Origin of the sequence: Streptomyces venetus (genome assembly GCF_039540295.1) — a bacterium.
Lineage (GTDB): Bacteria > Actinomycetota > Actinomycetes > Streptomycetales > Streptomycetaceae > Streptomyces > Streptomyces venetus.
Genome location: NZ_BAABET010000005.1, coordinates 214039 through 231744 on the forward strand (window position 1 = coordinate 214039; position 17706 = coordinate 231744).

15 protein-coding genes are annotated in these 17706 nt (G+C 70.2%); 6 read left to right on the forward strand and 9 right to left on the reverse strand.

Going from position 1 to position 17706, the window contains the following annotated elements:
• Positions 1-101 precede the first annotated feature (101 nt).
• Positions 102-848, forward strand: a complete 747-nt coding sequence (locus ABEA82_RS18040; protein WP_345662552.1) for a DUF6227 family protein — start codon at positions 102-104, stop codon at positions 846-848.
• Positions 849-1229: 381 nt separating this feature from the next.
• On the opposite strand, the gene ABEA82_RS18045 is transcribed toward ABEA82_RS18040, so the two are convergent.
• From ABEA82_RS18045 to ABEA82_RS18065, 5 genes are all read right to left on the reverse strand, one after another.
• Positions 1230-3317: a PTS fructose transporter subunit IIABC gene (locus ABEA82_RS18045; protein ID WP_345662553.1), complete on the reverse strand. Its 2088-nt coding sequence runs from the start codon at positions 3315-3317 to the stop codon at positions 1230-1232.
• Positions 3314-3466, reverse strand: a complete 153-nt coding sequence (locus ABEA82_RS18050) for a hypothetical protein (protein WP_345662554.1) — start codon at positions 3464-3466, stop codon at positions 3314-3316. The genes ABEA82_RS18045 and ABEA82_RS18050 overlap by 4 nt, the downstream gene beginning before the upstream one ends.
• Positions 3463-4410, reverse strand: a complete 948-nt coding sequence (gene pfkB / locus ABEA82_RS18055; protein WP_345662555.1) for a 1-phosphofructokinase — start codon at positions 4408-4410, stop codon at positions 3463-3465. Before pfkB ends, ABEA82_RS18050 begins: the two co-directional genes overlap by 4 nt.
• The gene (locus tag ABEA82_RS18060; RefSeq protein WP_345662556.1) at positions 4407-5168 is read right to left on the reverse strand and encodes a DeoR/GlpR family DNA-binding transcription regulator; all 762 of its coding nucleotides are present in this window, start codon (positions 5166-5168) and stop codon (positions 4407-4409) included. The genes pfkB and ABEA82_RS18060 overlap by 4 nt, the downstream gene beginning before the upstream one ends.
• 152 nt (positions 5169-5320) lie before the next feature.
• The gene (locus ABEA82_RS18065; protein WP_345662557.1) at positions 5321-6826 is read right to left on the reverse strand and encodes an MFS transporter; all 1506 of its coding nucleotides are present in this window, start codon (positions 6824-6826) and stop codon (positions 5321-5323) included.
• A 62-nt stretch (positions 6827-6888) separates the two neighbouring features.
• Between ABEA82_RS18065 and ABEA82_RS18070 the strand changes: the two genes are divergently transcribed.
• The 3 genes from ABEA82_RS18070 (at position 6889) to ABEA82_RS18080 (ending at position 11512) form a co-directional block, all read left to right on the forward strand.
• Entirely contained in the window at positions 6889-7890 is a 1002-nt protein-coding gene (locus tag ABEA82_RS18070) for a helix-turn-helix transcriptional regulator (protein ID WP_345662558.1), read from the forward strand.
• A 153-nt stretch (positions 7891-8043) separates the two neighbouring features.
• Entirely contained in the window at positions 8044-9492 is a 1449-nt protein-coding gene (locus ABEA82_RS18075; protein ID WP_345662559.1) for a hypothetical protein, read from the forward strand.
• Positions 9493-9508: 16 nt separating this feature from the next.
• Positions 9509-11512 carry a hypothetical protein gene (locus tag ABEA82_RS18080; protein WP_345662560.1) on the forward strand — a complete coding sequence of 668 codons (2004 nt, stop codon included), beginning with the start codon at positions 9509-9511 and terminating at the stop codon, positions 11510-11512.
• Positions 11513-11527: 15 nt separating this feature from the next.
• Here the strand turns inward: ABEA82_RS18080 and ABEA82_RS18085 are convergent, their stop codons facing one another.
• Both ABEA82_RS18085 and ABEA82_RS18090 read right to left on the reverse strand, forming a co-directional pair.
• Positions 11528-12307: a TetR/AcrR family transcriptional regulator gene (locus ABEA82_RS18085; protein ID WP_345662562.1), complete on the reverse strand. Its 780-nt coding sequence runs from the start codon at positions 12305-12307 to the stop codon at positions 11528-11530.
• A gap of 336 nt (positions 12308-12643) precedes the next feature.
• Positions 12644-13642 carry a sigma-70 family RNA polymerase sigma factor gene (locus ABEA82_RS18090; protein WP_345662563.1) on the reverse strand — a complete coding sequence of 333 codons (999 nt, stop codon included), beginning with the start codon at positions 13640-13642 and terminating at the stop codon, positions 12644-12646.
• Between the two features lie 192 nt (positions 13643-13834).
• On the opposite strand from ABEA82_RS18090, the gene ABEA82_RS18095 reads away from it, so the two are divergent.
• Positions 13835-14353: a GNAT family N-acetyltransferase gene (locus tag ABEA82_RS18095; protein WP_345662564.1), complete on the forward strand. Its 519-nt coding sequence runs from the start codon at positions 13835-13837 to the stop codon at positions 14351-14353.
• Between the two features lie 61 nt (positions 14354-14414).
• On the opposite strand, the gene ABEA82_RS18100 is transcribed toward ABEA82_RS18095, so the two are convergent.
• Positions 14415-15200: a dioxygenase family protein gene (locus tag ABEA82_RS18100; protein WP_345662565.1), complete on the reverse strand. Its 786-nt coding sequence runs from the start codon at positions 15198-15200 to the stop codon at positions 14415-14417.
• A gap of 90 nt (positions 15201-15290) precedes the next feature.
• Between ABEA82_RS18100 and ABEA82_RS18105 the strand changes: the two genes are divergently transcribed.
• Positions 15291-15824: a MarR family winged helix-turn-helix transcriptional regulator gene (locus ABEA82_RS18105; protein WP_345662566.1), complete on the forward strand. Its 534-nt coding sequence runs from the start codon at positions 15291-15293 to the stop codon at positions 15822-15824.
• Positions 15825-15977: 153 nt separating this feature from the next.
• Here the strand turns inward: ABEA82_RS18105 and ABEA82_RS18110 are convergent, their stop codons facing one another.
• On the reverse strand, positions 15978-17525 hold the full coding sequence (locus ABEA82_RS18110; protein WP_345662567.1) for an MFS transporter: 1548 nt from the start codon (positions 17523-17525) through the stop codon (positions 15978-15980).
• Positions 17526-17706 lie beyond the last annotated feature (181 nt).

Genomic DNA, 17706 nt, shown 5'->3' on the forward strand with positions numbered 1-17706 from the left:
TTTTCCTGGACGTACGTTTTCTCGGTTCCCGGACATGATGTCCGACCGAGGGGCTACGGTATGCACCCACAAGGTGACATGCAGCAACGCCGGGAGAAACCTTGAGCGTTCCGTACGAGACGGCAGCGTACGAACCCCACGACTCGCCCGAGTCTCCGGAGGAGCACCTCGCGCGACTCCTCGGCCGCGCCCTGAACTCCTTCGAGTTGCCCGACGAGACGATAAGGGAGCTCGACTGCGCGCTGGCGCACGACGGTTCGCTGCACTCCGCGCACCACAGCGAGGGCCTGCACCGGGAGACCTACCGGCACACCTGGCTGCTCGCCGACGGCTCGGCGCTCACCCTCTGGGAGCTCGTCCACAACACCGCCAGGGGCAGTGAACCCCAGCACGAGGTGTACGTCGACGAGGAGGAGCTGCGCGCCGCCACCAGCCGTCTGCCGCTGCCGCCGGACACCCCGGACTTCGAACTGCCGGTGACGGTTCAGCTGTCCCCGGTCCCCGCTCCCCGGCACTCCTACGCCGGACGCGACTCGGCGGACCACGCACGCCGTTTACTGCGCCGCGCGGAGAACCCGGACCGGCCGGGCGCGGACACGGCGGCGCTGCTGGCCACGGCGTCCGGTCACCAGATCACCCAGGCCTTCGGCCGCCCGTGCCGCGCGGGCCGGGCGGGGCTGGGCTTCTCGCTCTACGAGCACGCGTTCCTGCTGCGCGACGGCGAGGAGGTCTCCCTCTGGGAGGTGGAGCACACGGCGACGCCGGACGGACGCCACATGTGCGAGGTGTACGTCAGCGAGGACGCGGCGCGCGATGCGATGGAGCGGCGGGCGGCGCAGCTCTCTTAAGGCTCCCCTGCCGCCTTGCCAGGCCTGCCTGCCGCTTTCCCGGGCTCCCCTGCCGCCTTCGCGGGCTCGCCTGCCGCCACCCCAGGCTTCCCTGCCGTCTCCCTAAGCTTCCCTGCCGCCGCCCAGTTGGCGCACCAGCTCGGTGAAGGCGTCTCTTTCCTCCGGGCTCAGTTCCACGGACTCCGACCGGGGGCCTGTCTGCCGCTGCCGCGGGAGGGCGGGGAGGGAGTGACCTTCGGGCCACCGGGAGACGTGATCGGGCATGTGCCCCAGTAGACACCACGGCCCGGGACTTCGGTCCCGGGCCGTGATTTTCGTGATCTATCTCGCAGGTGGCATGAACGGTTCACACACCGCGAAACGGACGTCCTGCGACGGCCCTCAGGCCGCTACCGGCTGCTTGGTCTCCGCGGCGGCCGCGGCGGTGCCCTCGCCGGACGGGGTGGCGGCCCCCGCCTGCTTGCGCATGCCCTTCAGGACGACCACCAGGGCCGTCGTGACGCAGACACCCGCGGCGATGGCTACCAGGTAGAGCAGCGGGTTGCCGATCAGCGGGACCACGAAGATGCCGCCGTGCGGGGCGCGCAGGGTGGCGCCGAAGGCCATCGACAGGGCGCCGGTGATCGCGCCGCCCGCCATGGAGGCCGGGATGACGCGCAGCGGGTCGGCCGCGGCGAAGGGGATCGCGCCCTCGGAGATGAAGGAGGCGCCGAGCACCCAGGCGGCCTTGCCGTTCTCGCGCTCGGTCTGGTTGAAGAGCTTGCCGCGCACGGTCGTCGCCAGGGCCATGGCCAGCGGCGGCACCATGCCGGCCGCCATGACCGCCGCCATGATCTTCATCGCGGAGTCGCTGGGGTTGGAGACCGCGATACCGGCCGTGGCGAAGGTGTAGGCGACCTTGTTGACGGGTCCGCCGAGGTCGAAGCACATCATCAGGCCGAGGAGGGCGCCGAGCAGGATGGCGTTGCTGCCGGACAGGCTGTTCAGCCAGTCGGTCATGCCCTTCTGGGCCTCGGCGATGGGCTTGCCGATGACCACGAACATCAGGAACCCGACGATCGCCGAGGAGATCAGCGGGATCACCACCACCGGCATGATGCCGCGCAGCGCCGCCGGGATATTGACCTTCTGGATGGCGATCACGACGCCACCGGCGATCAGACCGGCCGCCAGACCGCCGAGGAAGCCGGCGTTGATGGTGAGGGCGATCGAGCCGCCGACGAAGCCGGGGACGAGGCCGGGCCGGTCGGCCATGCCGTAGGCGATGTAGCCGGCCAGGACCGGGACGAGGAAGCCGAAGGCGACGCCGCCGATCTGGAAGAGCAGGGCCGCCCAGCTGTCGGCCTGCGTCCACATGAAGTGGTCCATGACCGAGGGGGCCTTGTCGACCTTGTAGCCGCCGATGGCGAAGCCCAGCGCGATCAGCAGACCGCCCGCCGCGACGAACGGCACCATGTAACTGACGCCGGACATCAGCCACTTGCGCAGCTTGGTGCCGTAGCCCTCGCCGGATTCGCCCGCGCGCTCCACCGGGGTGGCCGGGGCGGATCCGGAGCTGACCTCGCCGCGCGCGGCCTTCTCGCGGACTTCGGCGATGAGTTCGGCGGGGCGGTTGATGCCCGCCTTCACACCGACGTCGACGGTCGGCTTTCCGGCGAACCGGTCCTTCTCCCGTACGGACACGTCATGGGCGAAGATCACGGCGTCCGCCGCCGCGATGACGGCCGGGTCGAGCCGGGTGAAGCCGGCCGAGCCCTGCGTCTCGACGGTGACCTCGACGCCCGCCTCACGGCCGGCGTTCTCCAGCGACTCGGCCGCCATGTAGGTGTGGGCGATGCCGGTGGGACAGGAGGTGACGGCGACGATCCGGAACGGGCGCTCCTCGGGAGCGGCGGCGCTGTCGTCGTTGACCGTGGCGGCGGCGGGAGAGGCCGCTCCCGCCGACGCCACGGTGTCCTGGGAATCCGCGTCCGCCGGCGCCTCGGTGCCCTGGGAACCCGCGTCCGCGGGTGCCTCGGACTCGCCGGGCTCGTCACCGCGGATCAGGGCCGCCGCGGCCGCCGCGTCGCCCACCGAGCGCAGGGCGTCGGTGAACTCCGTGTTCATCAGCTGCCGGGCCAGCGACGACAGGATCGTCAGGTGGGCGTCGTCGGCACCGGCCGGCGCGGCGATCAGGAAGATCAGGTCGGCGGGGCCGTCGGCGGCACCGAAGTCGATGCCGTTCGCGCTGCGTCCGAAGGCGAGCGTCGGCTCGGTGACGTGCTCGCTGCGGCAGTGCGGGATGCCGATGCCGCCGTCGAGGCCGGTCGGCATCTGGGCCTCGCGGGCGGCCACGTCGGCGAGGAAGCCGTCCAGGTCGGTCACCCGGCCCTGGGCCACCATGCGCTCGGCGAGGGCACGCGCCGCCGCTTCCTTGGTGTCGGCGGACAGGTCGAGATCGACCAGGTCCGCGGTGATCATGTCGCTCATCGCGGGCTCCTTAGCTCGCGTATCGCCCGGTCAGTGGGGTGGGCGGGGAGGGGAACGGGGATGTGGTGGGGGGTGACGGAGGCGGCGGTGGGGAGTAACGGGGAGGTGTGCCGTTCGCGGGCGGGGACGTACTGCTCGACGTAGGTCATGACACCGGCTCCTTCAGTACCCGGTCGGCCGGGACGTCGGCCGTGACCGTGACCGCCGCCGGGTTCAGGTCGCCCGGCTTCGGCATGACGCTGCCGGGCAGCTGGACGGCGGCGGCGCCGTGGGCGACCGCGGAGGCGAGGGCCTCGGGGCCGCTGCCCCCGGCGATCAGGAAACCGGCGAGGGAGGAGTCGCCGGCGCCCACGTTGCTGCGGACGGCGACCACCCGGGCGCCGCCGAACCAGGTGCCCTCGTCGGAGACGAGCAGCTGCCCGTCCGCGCCGAGGCTCGCGAGCACGGCCCGGGCACCCATCTCGCGCAGTTCCTCGGCGGCCTTCACGGCGTCGCCGACGGTGGCGAGGGGGCGGCCGACGGCTCCCGCGAGTTCCTTGGCGTTCGGCTTGACCACGTCGGGCCGCTCGCGCAGGGCCTCCAGCAGCGCCGGCCCGGAGGTGTCCAGGGCGATCCGGACCCCGGCGGCGTGCGCGCGGGCGACCAGGTCGGCGTACCAGGAGGGGGCGAGGCCGCGCGGGAGGCTGCCGCAGCAGGCGATCCAGGCGGCGTCGCGGGACTGCTGCCGTACGGTCTCCAGGAGCAGTTCGCGTTCCGCCTCGGACAGTTCGGGGCCCGGCGCGTTGATCTTCGTCAGGACGCCGTCGGACTCGGCGAGGGCGATGTTGGAGCGGGTGGCCCCGGCGACCGGGACCGGGGCGACCTCGATGCCCTGCGCGTCGAGCAGGTCGGCGACGAGCGCGCCGGGGGCGCCGCCCAGGGGCAGGACCGCCACGGTGCGCTGCCCGGCCGCCGCGACCGCGCGCGAGACGTTCACGCCCTTGCCGCCCGGGTCCATCCGCTCGCCGGTGGCGCGGATGACCTCGCCGCGGTCGAGGGACGGCACCTCGTAGGTGCGGTCCAGGGACGGGTTGGGGGTGACGGTGAGGATCATGCGCGCACTACTTCCGTGCCGCCGCGCTCGATCGCGACGGCGTCTTCGGGGCTCAGCCCGCTGTCGGTGATCAGCAGGTCCACATCGCTCAGGTCGCCGAAGCGGGCGAAGTGCTCCTGGCCGTGCTTGGAGGAGTCGGCGAGCAGCACCACGCGGCGGGCGGCGGCCAGGGCCGCGCGCTTCACGGCGGCCTCGGCGAGGTCGGGGGTGGTCAGGCCGTGTTCGGCGGAGAAGCCGTTGGCGGCCACGAACAGCACGTCGGCGCGGATCTCGCCGTACGCGCGCAGCGCCCAGGCGTCCACGGCGGCGCGCGTGCGGTGCCGTACGCGCCCGCCGATGAGGTGGAGCTGGATGCCGGGGTGGTCGGCGAGCCGGGCCGCGATGGGCAGGCTGTGCGTGACGACGGTGAGGGAGGCCTCCAAGGGGAGGGCCGCGGCCATCCGGGCCACCGTCGTACCGGCGTCGAGGATCATCGTGCCCTCGCCGGGCAGCTCCGCGAGGGCCGCCTTGGCGACGCGGTCCTTCTCGTCGGCGGCCGTGGTCTCGCGCTCGGCGAGGTCCGGCTCGAAGTCGAGGCGCCCGACGGGGATGGCCCCGCCGTGCACCCGGCGGACCAGGCCGGCGCGGTCGAGGGCCTTCAGGTCCCGGCGGATCGTCTCCGCCGTCACCTGGAACTCCTCGGCCAGCGACACGACATCCACTCGGCCGCCGTCACGGGCGAGCCGGAGGATCTCCTGCTGCCGCTCCGGTGCGTACATGTCTGTTCGCCTCCGCCTCGTGCCCGAACGTGTGGTTTCAGCGGGAGGCTACGCCGAGATTTCCACGAAGTAAACAGGTTCGGACGCAATCGGGCATGATCAGAAATGGCGGCGGGCCCGGCACCGTGTGGTGCCGGGCCCGTCCCCCGTCCTCAGACCAGCGCCGGTTCCTGCTGCTCGGTCGCCGCCTGCTCCCCCTCGACGTGCTGCGCCGGCCGCTTCGGCAGGGCGAACATCAGCAGGAAGATGACGCCGAGCACCCCGGCCACCCAGCCCAGCGCGTTGTGGAAGGCGTCCGCGAAGGCCGGGCCCACCTGGTCCGGGCGCAGGTGGTCGCTGATCGTGCCGAAGAAGACCACCGAGACCAGCCCGAGCCCGAGCGCGTTGCCCATCTGCTGCACCGTGTTGATCAGGCCGGAGGCCGAGCCGGAGTGCTCGCGCGGCACCTCGGAGAGGATCGCGTCGGTCAGCGGCGCGACGATCAGCCCCATGCCGGCCCCCATCACCACCAGCGGCAGCGCCATCTGCCAGGGCGCGATGTCCAGGCCGTAGTGCCCGGACTCCCAGATGTAGAGCAGCACCCCGGCCGCCATCACCAGCGCGCCCGCCTGGAGCACCTTGCGCCCGAAGCGCGGGACCAGCAGCTGCACCGACATCCCGGCGGCGGCCGACACGGCGATCGAGAACGGCACTCCGGTCAGCCCCGCCTTCAGCGGGCTCCACCCCAGCCCGATCTGCATGTACAGCGTCCAGACCAGGAAGAACACGCCCAGCGCGACCCCGAAGACGGTCTGCACGGCGATCCCGGCCGCGAAGCTCTTGACCCGGAACAGCGACAGCTCGACCAGCGGCGAGCCGTCCCGTGCGCCCTTCCGCTTCTCGTACGCCACCAGCACCGCGAGGACGACGAGCGACCCGGCCATCGAGACGTACCCCCACAGCGGCCAGCCCAGCTCGCGTCCGCGGGTGAGCGGGTAGATCAGCATCAGCAGGCCCAGCGTCACGAGCGCGACGCCCACCAGGTCCAGCTTCAGCGCCCGCGGCGCCTTGGACTCGCCGATGAAGCGGCTGCCGAGGACCAGGCCCGCGACGCCCACGGGCAGGTTGATGAGGAAGATCGACCGCCATCCCCAGCCGAACAGGTCCCACTCGGTCAGCAGCGCGCCGAGCACCGGACCGGACACGGCTCCGAGGCCCACGACCGCGCCGAACAGCCCGAACACCTTGCCGCGTTCGTGCGCCGGGAAGGTCGCGTGCACGATCGACAGCACCTGCGGCACCATCAGCGCCGCCATGCCGCCCTGGAGGACCCGCGACGCGACCAGCATCTCGGGGTTCACCGCCAGGCCGCACAGCGCGGAGGCGACGGTGAAGCCGCCGATGCCGATCAGGAAGATCCGCTTGCGGCCGTGGATGTCACCGAGCCGGCCGCCGGTGATCAGCCCGGCCGCGAAGGCGAGGGCGTATCCGGCGGTGATCCACTGGATCTGACTGAAGGACGCGCCCGCCTCTCGCTGGATCGACGGGATGGCGACGTTGACGATCGTGACGTCGACGAGGTCCATGAAGGCCGCGGTCATCACGATCGCGAGGGCGAACCAGCGGCGGCGGTCGGTGCCGTCGCCGCCTGTGCTGAGAGGGGTCTCGGTGGAGGTCATGCTTCGAAGCTACTGGCCCACTAGGTCAGATCATGTCCTAATGGTGCGGCATCCTCATCGGTATGACGACGGACACTCCCGCTCGGCTGCTGACGCTCCTCTCCCTCCTCCAGACGCCCCGCGAATGGCCCGGCGGCGAGCTCGCCGACCGGCTCGGGGTCTCCCGCCGCACGGTCCGGCGGGACATCGACCGGCTGCGCGAACTCGGCTATCCCGTGCAGGCCAGCAAGGGTGCCGACGGCGGCTACCGGCTGGTCGCCGGCAAGGCCATGCCGCCGCTCGTGCTGGACGACGAGGAGGCCGTGGCCATCGCGGTCGGGCTGCGCGCCGGAGCGGGGCACGCGGTGGAGGGCCTGGACGAGGCTTCGGTACGGGCGCTGGCCAAGCTGGAGCAGGTGCTGCCCGGCAGGCTGCGCCACCGCGTGGCCACGCTCCAGGCCGCGACCACGCCACTGACCAGCGGTGACGGGCCGAGTATCGCGCCCGAGACGCTGACCGTGATGGCCTCTACGGTGGCCGGGCACGAGCGGCTGCGGTTCGCCTACCGGGCCGCTGACGGCACCGAGTCCCGCCGCCTCACCGAGCCGCACCGGCTGGTGTCGACGGGCCGCCGCTGGTACCTGGTGGCGTACGACGTCGACCGGGACGACTGGCGTACGTTCCGCGTCGACCGGGTGAGCGAGCCGTTCGCCACCGGGGCACGGTTCGCGCCGCGCGAGCTGCCGACGGGAAGCGCGGCGGAGTACCTGCGGCGGTCGATGCAACGGCACCAGGACTCCTACGACTTCGAGGTCACGTTCGCCGCGTCGGCGGAGTTCGTCGCCGCCCGGTTGCCCAAGTGGCTGGGTACGCCGGACTCCTTGGAGGACACGCCCGAGTCGCCGGAGGACAGCCGCTGCCGACTGCGGGGGACGACGACGGACTCGGTGCGGCACGTGGCGTTCCGGCTGGCCATGCTGGAGTGCGACTTCGTGGTGCACGCGCCGGAGGAGCTCGTGAGGGCCGTGCGGGAGTTGGGGTCCCGGTTGAGCAGGGCGGCGCAAGGGGAACGGAGCGCGATGTGAACAGGGCGGTGCAAGGGGAACAGAGCGCGACGTGAGCAGGGCGGCTCAGGGGAACGGAGCGCGACGTGACGTGCCCGTGACGGAGGCCGCCCCGAGGGCCGGATGGAGCAAGCCCGGCTGCGCGTTGTCCGTTCACCATCAAGGCTGTCCTTCATGGAGAAGACTCCCAGGGTGATCGTGGAGCCCCCGGACAGCAGGGGCCTTCGCGCAGTCAGCGTGGGTGGCACAGTCGTGGGCAGGGCCTGGTCCCCGAGCGATCTGCGCAGGGTTCTCCGAGGGCTCGGTCACCCGGAAGACATCGATCTGGAGGACCGGAGGGTCATCGTCTGGCGCGAGGCCGGCAGCGGGACATGGCCGGACCGCACATGGCGTAGACGCACGGCCACCGCAGTCATGATGGCGGGACTGCTCCTGTCCATGGTCCTGCTCACCGCCGTCGGCACACCGGACGCGGTGGGGGCACTGACTTTCGCGCAGCGCATCACGGGGTTCCTCTTCATCCTGTCCGGTGCGGTGCAGGGCCTCGCCGCGCTGGCGGCCCTCGACCATGAGGGGAAACGGCAGCTCAAGTATTCCGGGGCAGTGGTACTGGTCGGCGCGCTGATCACTCTGATCACAGAGGGCATTTTCCTGTTCGCCTGGCTCCAGGAAAGAGAGCCGACGCTGTACCTACCCGTATGCCTGCTGCTCTTCGCATGGTCGCTGTGGGCTCTCTGGCGGCTCGTCCAGCAGCAGGTGTGGAGAGTCATCCCGCACCCCAGGGGATTCGCGACCGGGGTGGCCCTGTCCGGCCTGCTGGCCGCCACGAACTTCGCGTACTCAGCCGTGTACCAGCCCACGTCCGCCCCCTTCTACGTCACTCTCACGGCAAAGTTCGGCACCCCTCACACCGACCCCGCCCGCCCGTTCGTCCATGTGCCGCTGACGTTTCGGGTGGAGAACACCGGCAAGGTTCCTGCATACATCCTCGTCGACAAATACCTGGTCTACGGACGTTCCGCCGACTACTCGAAGGACGCCAGGGGGCTCAAGGGCTGGAAGAAGGCTCTGGAAAACGGAACCGACGCAGAGCTTCATGTCACCGAAAAGGGCAGCAGGACGATAAGCGCCGGGCAGTTCGCCGGGCCGGGGTACTGGCTGCACCCGGGAGAGGGCCACGTAAAGGAGAAAGTGATACAGGTCCCCAGGAGCGTCGAATACGATCTCCTGGAAGCGACCTTGGGCGTGGTTGCGATGAGAATGGACCGCGGGAAGATCAATCTCCTGCAACTACAGCGGGCGCACCCCTCCTGGCACAAGAAGGAGGGGCGCTTCTACTGCCCGAAATGCAGCGTGATGACCATCTACGAGGGGGTGGTGCGCCATAACAACAACGTCATCAACGTCACCCGCAAACCCCGGTACGTGACCGTACTCTGGTACGGCACAAAGGAGGACTTTGACTATTCGTACGCGATTTCGTCCTACAAATTCAACGCCCGGATGGATCCTGACCTGAAGGAATTGAGAAGGGAAATCGAGAGGGAAGAGGACCGGTACGGCGTGGAGTCGCGCTCGACGTCGACCAGAGTATCCGTCGCGGCTTTGATGGCGTCGCTGTAGCGGACCGGGCGCCGAGTTGCAGAAGTGCCCGGGTGGGCACAAAGTGGTGATAAGTGGTTGTTGTGTCTGCAAGGGCAAATCCCGCACGTCCCACAGTGCACCTGGATGCGCCATGGCCCGGAACGCCCGACGACGAGTCTCCCGTTTCAAGGGCTGCACGTACTGCCTGGTGGCGGCACTCTCGCTCTCAGGAGGCGTGGCCGGCTCTACGACGGGAGTCCTGGGCCAGGCCGCGGCCGTGACACCGGCCCAGACTCCCTCCCCGCCTCCGGAACCACCGCCGGAACCTGGCACACCGGAGCCCGGCACACCGACCGAACCCGGCACGACACCGCCCGGCCCCAGCACACCGTCCGAACCCGGCGAGCCGTCGGAGCCCGGGACGACGACGGGGTCCGACACGGAGACCGGGCCGGGCGAGCCGACCGACACCGACGAACCGGACGACTCCGGTGAGCCCGATGACTCCGGCACCGAGTCGCAGCCCTCGTCACCGGCCAACCCGTCGGAAGAAGTGAAGCTCCTGGAGCGACGCACGGCGGCACTGAAGGTGCCGGAGGAGGTACGGGAGCAAGTCGAGAAGAAGCTGGCCGGGTTGCTGAGGATGAGCAGGAACCCGGACATCCCGCCCGGCGAACGGGCCGCCTACGCGAGGATCGTGTCCGGGCTCACCGAGGCGTTGGAAACGCTCCAGGATCCCAGGACGCCCCGCAAGCAGCGGATCGCCTACACGCACATCGTGAACAGGTCGACCGAAACGCTGGGCGTGATCCAGGATCCCAGGACGCCGCGCGAGGAACGGTCCGCCTACACGAGGATCGTGGACGGGACCGTCAAAACGCTGGGGACGAGCCAGGATCCCGAGAGGCCGAGCGGAGAGCGGGCCGCCTACATGGAGCTCGCTGACGAACTGACCGAGCGCTTCGGGTCGTTCACGGATACGGAAGCGCCGAAGCGTTTTCGGGGATTCGCCCGCGAGAACACCGACCGGGACGTGGGAACGGTGACCGACGCTCAAAGCCAACCGACGTCGCAGGACGATCTCGGGCGGACTGTGCGGGCCATACAGGTCTCGGGGACGACCCATCAGATTCTTCGCGACCGGACCCTTTCGAAGGAGCTGCGGGCCGAGCTCGAGGAGAACGTGGAGCAGCTGAGCAAGGCGCTGCAGAAGTCCTACGACCGGTCGGCATCCCGCGATGACCGGGACAAGGCGAAGGACTCGGGAGACGACTTCATCGACAGGCTCGGCGACGACAACGACGAGCACGCGGACAAGCCCCTGCTGGAGGTCAGGGAGACGCCCCTGAACTCCGCGGTCGCCCCGGGAGAGTTCCAGTCCTTCACCATCGAGGTCACCAATCACGGGGAGGACGACGTCACCGATGTGACGGTGGAGGACAAGTTCGGGTCGAACTCGGGCGGTGCCCGGGAGGGTGTCATCCGTCCTGTGCTGCATGCCCAGCTGATGACGGATTCCGGCGATGCGAACGACTGTGACATCACCGCGGGGAACACCGTGGTGAACTGCCCCACCGGCGGTGGCACCGAGATCGTTCCGGAGCAGACGGTCACGGTCGCCATCCGTGCGGTGGTGAAGGCGTCGCAGGTGCCTTACGGGAAGAAGGAGAACGTCACCCATGTGAAGTACGAGGAGGGGGCGCAGCAGGGCAGGGCCAAGTTCGCCGTCGTCAGGTCTCCGAAGCTGTCCGGGCAGGACCTCGAAGACGAGCTGCGGGCCACCCGGCAGTGCGCCGCACGCTTCGAGTCGTCCGGCGTCTCGAAGAAAGCCCTGACCGCTTTCACCGAGGTGATGGGTGAGGAACTCAAGCAGGGGGCGCCTGCCGCCCAGGCCAGTGCCGAGGGGTACAAGGCAGCTCTCGGCCGAGCCGGACCCGACGAAGCGGTGACGCTCGCGGACATCCGCGTGTTCGACGTGTCTCTCCGCGATGCCGCGAGGGCCTTCAAGTCGGCGGGCGACTGCCGCGGATTCGTCGACAAGGCCCTGTCGGAGGCGTGACCGTACGTCCTCCCGTCAACGGCGCCGGCATCCTTCGTCGAGCCGTCGGCCGTCCCAGGGGAAATCCCGCAGCACTCTGAGATTCCGCGATGCCGTTTCCGCCGGCGTCTCCGCTCCGCCCGGCCCCGCCGCCCCCTCCAGCCCGTCCGCCGGGGCGTCTCCCCCCTCCGCCGGGGCGTCTCCCCCGTCCGCCGGGGCGTCTCCGGCCGCCGCCCAGTCCTCCATCGCCACGCGCACGGCGGCGCTCGCGACGGCGGCGGCGAAGCGCAGGTGCGAGGGCACGGCAACGTTGTCGGGGTCGGTTCTCAATCGATCCCCTTCAGGACCGGCGGCCAGCCGCGCGGCCAGTACCTCAGCCAGCGACCGCTCCGACGCCTGGCACACCTCCGCCCACACCCTGCGCAGAGACGGGTTCGCCTCGGCCAGGCGCAGGAGGGTGCGGACGTACTCCCAGGAGGACGCGGAAACGCCGGCGCCCGGGGTGAGGGTGTGGCGGACCCCCTGCTCCAGGGCCTGGAGCACGCTCGCGTCGGCGGGAGCGGCGCGTACCGCCTCCACCCAGCGCTGGGCGCCGACCGCGTAGAGCGGGGCGACGGCCTCCTCCTTCGTGGCGAAGTACCGGTAGAAGGTGCGCGGGGCGATGCCGGCTGCCTGGGCGATGTCCTCGGCGCGGGTGGCACGCAGGCCGTGCCGGACGAAGAGGCCGGCCGCCGCGCGGGCGATCTCCATCCGCGTCTCGGCCTTCCGCCGCTCGGTCAGCGAGGCCTGGGGCGGGGTCGGGGTGGTGCTGCTCACGCTCGGCAGGCTATGCCCATGTGACACAATCTGCCATCTGGTGGGCCACCCCGTGGTTCAGGTACGGGGTGGCCCGCCCCTCAGCACCCCGTCGGCGGAGGAGCGGTCGGCAGCAAAGAGCCGGGCCCCGGCGCCCGGGGGGAGGGGCGCCGAAGCCCGGCCTTGGGAGAGTCCCGGCGCCGGGGGGAGTGCGACGGGACTTGGCTCTCGGGGCCAGGGGCGTGGCCCCGGGCCCGAACTGGTGGACCCGGAATTCTTGTTCCCTGGGCCCTGCGGGTTGAAGCGGCTTTACAGCGCCATGTTTGCGCGGTCTTTCGCCACCCGGCGTACGCGGTGTCACGCAGCCGCGTCGAAACCGGTGCTGCGCGCCAGCTTCTTCAGCTCCAGCAGCGCGTGCTTCTCGATCTGCCGGATGCGCTCGCGGGTCAGGCCGTGCTCCTTGCCGACCTCGGTCAGGGTGCGCTCGCGGCCGTCCTCGATGCCGTAGCGCATCTTGATGATGGAGGCCGTGCGCTGGTCGAGGCGCCCGATGAGGTCGTCGAGCTCCTCACTGCGCAGCAGTGTGAGCACCGACTGCTCGGGCGACACCGCCGAGGTGTCCTCCAGGAGGTCGCCGAACTGGGTCTCGCCCTCGTCGTCCACCGACATGTTCAGCGAGACCGGGTCGCGGGCCCAGTCGAGCACGTCGGTGACGCGCTCCGGCGTCGAGCCGAGCTCGGCGGCGATCTCCGTGGGCTCCGGGTCCCGCCCGTGCTCACGGTTGAACTCGCGCTGCACCCGGCGGATCCGGCCGAGCTCCTCCACGAGGTGGACGGGCAGGCGGATCGTACGGGACTGGTCGGCTATCGAGCGGGTGATGGCCTGGCGGATCCACCACGTCGCGTACGTGGAGAACTTGAAGCCCTTGCGGTAGTCGAACTTCTCGACCGCGCGCACCAGGCCCGCGTTGCCCTCCTGGATCAGGTCCAGCAGCGGCAGCCCACTGCGGGGATAGCGGCGGGCGACCGCGACGACCAGGCGCAGGTTGGAGCGGATGAAGATGTCCTTGGCCCGCTCCGCGTCGGCGACCAGGGCCTCGAGCTCCTCGCGGGTGGCTTCCGCCTTCGTCTCCTCGAGCCCGTCGAGGACCTGCTTGGCGAACACGCCCGCCTCGATGACCTGGGACAGTTCCACTTCCCTGGCGGCGTCGAGCAGCGGTGTGCGAGCGATCTCGTCGAGGTACATGCCGACCAGGTCGCGGTCGGCGATCTCGCCGCCATGGGCGCGAACACTGCTTGCCGCCTGGGCCGTCTCGCCGGTGGCGGACTGACGACGGGCGACGGCACGGGTTGCCATGCGTGCTCCCTTGCGTGGTGAGGTCAGCGGGTGGTCCTTCGGACGCTGGACTCCGTCTCCGGGACTCTCCGGACTCTCCTCGGGTGCCCTGCATCCGATGGAAACAACGACTGGAATCAGGACAGAATTCCCAACCGACCCGTCAATTTTTCTGATCATGCAGTACCCTGTCCGGCCACACAGGGAGGTCGAATGTCGACGGAGCGTACGGACGTGCAGGTCAGGCCGGGAGTCGAGGGTGACCTCGTGAGTCTCACAGCCCTCTACAACCACTACGTTCGCGAGACGGCCTTCACATTCGACACCGAAATCTTCACTCCGGAAGAGCGCCGCCCTTGGCTGCTCTCCCACCCAGTAGACGGCCCGCACCGCCTGATGGTTGCCGTGACGCCGGACTCACAGGAGATTCTGGGTTACGCCACATCCAGCCCTTACCGAGCGAAGCCCGCCTACACCACCTCCGTGGAGACGACGGTGTACGTCTCCCCGCACGCCGGCCGCCGCGGCGTCGGCACGCTGCTCTACGAGGCCCTCTTCGAAGCCCTGTCCGGCGAGGACCTGCACCGCGCCTACGCCGGCATCGCCCAGCCGAACGAGGCGTCCACCCGGCTGCACGAGCGCTTCGGCTTCCAGTACGTCGGCACCTACCGGGAGGTCGGCCGCAAGTTCGGCCGCTACTGGGACGTGGCCTGGCACGAGAAACCCCTGTGACGACTGTAACGACGCGGCCGCGGCCGGGGTGTGACAGCGCGGCCGTGAGCCGGGAGCGGTTTCAGCCGAACTGCACGGACCGCTTCGCCAGCCCCATCCAGAACCCGTCGATCACGGACTTCTGCGCGTCCAGCTCACCGGTCGCGTCGGCCGCGCCCATGGTCACGAACAACGGTGCGAAGTGCTCGGTGCGCGGATGGGCGAGCTGCCCGGCCGGCGACTTGCGGGTGAAGTCGAGCAGCGCGTCCACGTCCCGCGCCTCCAGCGCCCGCCGGCCCCAGTCGTCGAACTCGGACGACCAGGCGGGGACGCCGCCCTGCCGGAGCGCGGCCAGGTTGTGGGTGAAGAAGCCGGAGCCGACGATCAGCACGCCCTCGTCCCGGAGCGGGGCGAGCTTGCGGCCGATCTCCATGAGCCGGACGGGGTCGAGCGTCGGCATGGACACCTGGAGGACCGGGATGTCGGCCTCCGGGTACATCTCGACCAGCGGGACGTACGCGCCGTGGTCGAGGCCGCGGTCGGGGACGTCCTGGACGGGTATGCCGGGGGCGCGCAGCAGCTTCCGTACCGACTCGGCGAGCTCCGGTGCGCCGGGGGCGCCGTAGGTCACCCGGTAGTAGTGCTCCGGGAAGCCCCAGAAGTCGTAGACGAGCGGGACGGTCTCGGTCGCTCCGATGGCGAGCGGGGCCTCCTCCCAGTGGGCGGAGATCATCAGGACCGCCCTGGGGCGCGGCAGGCCTGCCGACCAGGCGGCCAGTTCGCCGGGCCAGACCGGGTCGTCCGCCAGCGGCGGGGCGCCGTGGCTGAGGTACAGAGCGGGCATGCGCTCCTGGGTGGCGGCGGACATGCTGCGGCTCCTTCCAAAACATGGTTCCCTGACAAAACTGTACGGGCCATTTGTTTAAAGTTCAAGGAGGGGCCACGTAGAGTGGAAGACATGAAGGCACCCGCATCCGCACCGACTCAGGGCAGCACCGAAAAAGCCCAGGAGCCGCGCTGGCTCACCGACGAGGAGCAGCGCGTCTGGCGCTGGTTCATGGAGGGGGCCACCCTCCTCGACGACCACCTCGACCGTCAGCTCCAGCGCGACGCGGGCATGCCGCACGTCTACTACGGCCTGCTGGTCAAGCTGGCGGAGGCGCCGCGGCGACGGCTGCGGATGACGGAACTCGCCATGCTGGCGAAGATCACCCGCTCCCGTCTCTCGCACGCCATCGCGCGCCTGGAGAAGAACGGCTGGGTGCGCCGCGAGGACTGCCCCGACGACAAGCGGGGCCAGTTCGCCGTGCTGACCGAAGAGGGCTACGAGGTGCTGCGGCAGACCGCGCCGGGCCATGTGGACGCCGTGCGCCAGGCGGTCTTCGACCGGCTCGACCCGGAACAGCAGAAGGCCCTCGGCGAGATCATGCGGATCATCGCCGAGGGACTTCAGCCGACCGAAGCGGGTGCGGACCTGCCCTGGCTCCGCTGACGCGGGAGCCGGGCAGGTCCTGGATTCCGTAGGTACGAGGCGTCCCCTTCCCCGTGCCTACGGATGGCCCTGAGTGGGGTTCTCGGGTACGGCCGTCACACAGCTGTCCTACGCCGTCGTACGGCCGTCACACAGTCCTGGGCCTTACGACCGTCAGTGGGCGACGACCGGGACCTGCACCTCGTCCGCCACGTCCGTGTCCGAGCCGGAACCGGTCACCGTGGTGCTGCCGGGCCGGCCGGCGTTGACGAAGGTCAGGGCGATGCCGGCGGCCACGACGAGGATGCCGACGGCGAACCAGATGGCGCTCGTGTAGCCCTCGACCATGCCCTCCAGCTGGACCAGCTGCTGCTGGGACCGGCTGGTGGCACCGACGATGTGGTCGGCGATGTAGGACGTGGTGGCCGAGGCCGCGATCGTGTTCAGCAGCGCCGTGCCGATCGCGCCGCCCACCTGCTGCGAGGTGTTGACCATCGCGGAGGCGACACCCGCGTCCCGCGGCTCGACGCCCTGGGTGGCCATGGACATGGCCGGCATGAACGCCGTACCCATGCCGAGGCCGAGCAGCAGCATCGCCGGCAGCAGCAGGGCGGCGTACGAGGAGCCGATCTCCAGCTGTGTCAGCAGCAGCATGCCGAGCGCGGCGACCAGGAAGCCGGGGCCCATCAGCAGGCGCGGCGCGACCCGGGTCATCAGACGCGTGCCGATCTGGGTGGAGCCCGTGATCATGCCCGCGATCATCGGCAGGAAGGCGAAGCCGGTCTTGACCGGCGAGTACCCCTTCACGATCTGCAGGTAGTAGGTCAGGAAGAGGAACAGCCCGAACATCGCGATGATCGCGAGACCGAGGGAGAGGTAGATCCCGCCACGGTTGCGTTCGGTGACCACGCGCAGCGGCAGCAGCGGGGCCTTGACCTTCGACTCGACGATCACGAAGGCCAGGAGCAGCACGGCCGAGGCGACGAACAGGCCGACGGTCACGGCGTCGCTCCAGCCGTCGGACTCGGCGCGGGTGAAGCCGTAGACGAGAGCGACGAGGCCGAGGGTGGACAGGATGACGCCGGGGATGTCGAGCGGGGAGCGGTTGCGGCCGCCCTCCGGCTCACGGATGACGAAGTACGCACCGGCCGCGGCGACGATGGCGAACGGGATGTTCACGAAGAACGTCCAGCGCCAGTCCAGGTACTCGGTGAGGAAGCCGCCCAGGATCAGGCCGACGGCGCCGCCACCACCGGCGATCGCGCCGTAGATGCCGAACGCCTTGGCGCGCTCCTTGGCGTCGGTGAACATCACGGCCAGCAGGGAGAGCGCGGCGGGCGCGAGCAGGGCACCGAAGGCTCCCTGGAGGGCGCGGGCGCCGAACATCATCGCCTCGTTGGTGGCCGCACCGCCGAGCGCGGAGGCCGCGGCGAAGCCGCCGAGACCGAGGACGAAGGCCCGCTTGCGTCCCCACAGGTCGGCTATCCGGCCGCCGAACAGGAGCAGACCGCCGAAGGCGAGGGCGTAGGCCGTGACGACCCACTGCCGGTTGCCGTCGGAGATGCCCAGGTCCTGCTGGGCGGAGGGCAGGGCGATGTTCACGATGGTGGCGTCCAGGACGACCATCAGCTGGGCGAGCGCGATGAAGACCAGCGCTTTCCAGCGCCCGGCGTCCGGTTCCCTGGCCGGTGTGCCGAGAGTCTTCGAGGCTGTTTCAGACATGGGGATACCCACTTCGGGACTTCGTGACGGAAAAAGGTGACGAAAAGTGACGGCTCGTCCTCGGGACGACCGCAGGGACTGTCGTTCAGGTTTCAGACCGGTAGGGCGGCCTGAACTCATCGGGCTGAACCGATCGGACGTAACCGATCGGACGTAACCGATCGGACGTAACCGGTCGGAC

Bases quoted from the DNA above. Each gene is read 5' to 3' on its own strand.
- ABEA82_RS18060 (WP_345662556.1), bottom strand. From the start codon at position 5,168: ATGTACGCACCGGAGCGGCAGCAGGAGATCCTCCGGCTCGCCCGTGAC.
- ABEA82_RS18105 (WP_345662566.1), top strand. From the start codon at position 15,291: ATGAAGGCACCCGCATCCGCACCGACTCAGGGCAGCACCGAAAAAGCC.
- ABEA82_RS18065 (WP_345662557.1), bottom strand. From the start codon at position 6,826: ATGACCTCCACCGAGACCCCTCTCAGCACAGGCGGCGACGGCACCGAC.
- ABEA82_RS18090 (WP_345662563.1), bottom strand. From the start codon at position 13,642: ATGGCAACCCGTGCCGTCGCCCGTCGTCAGTCCGCCACCGGCGAGACG.
- ABEA82_RS18110 (WP_345662567.1), bottom strand. From the start codon at position 17,525: ATGTCTGAAACAGCCTCGAAGACTCTCGGCACACCGGCCAGGGAACCG.
- ABEA82_RS18095 (WP_345662564.1), top strand. From the start codon at position 13,835: ATGTCGACGGAGCGTACGGACGTGCAGGTCAGGCCGGGAGTCGAGGGT.
- ABEA82_RS18045 (WP_345662553.1), bottom strand. From the start codon at position 3,317: ATGAGCGACATGATCACCGCGGACCTGGTCGATCTCGACCTGTCCGCC.
- pfkB (WP_345662555.1), bottom strand. From the start codon at position 4,410: ATGATCCTCACCGTCACCCCCAACCCGTCCCTGGACCGCACCTACGAG.
- ABEA82_RS18070 (WP_345662558.1), top strand. From the start codon at position 6,889: ATGACGACGGACACTCCCGCTCGGCTGCTGACGCTCCTCTCCCTCCTC.
- ABEA82_RS18100 (WP_345662565.1), bottom strand. From the start codon at position 15,200: ATGTCCGCCGCCACCCAGGAGCGCATGCCCGCTCTGTACCTCAGCCAC.
- ABEA82_RS18050 (WP_345662554.1), bottom strand. From the start codon at position 3,466: ATGACCTACGTCGAGCAGTACGTCCCCGCCCGCGAACGGCACACCTCC.
- ABEA82_RS18075 (WP_345662559.1), top strand. From the start codon at position 8,044: ATGGAGAAGACTCCCAGGGTGATCGTGGAGCCCCCGGACAGCAGGGGC.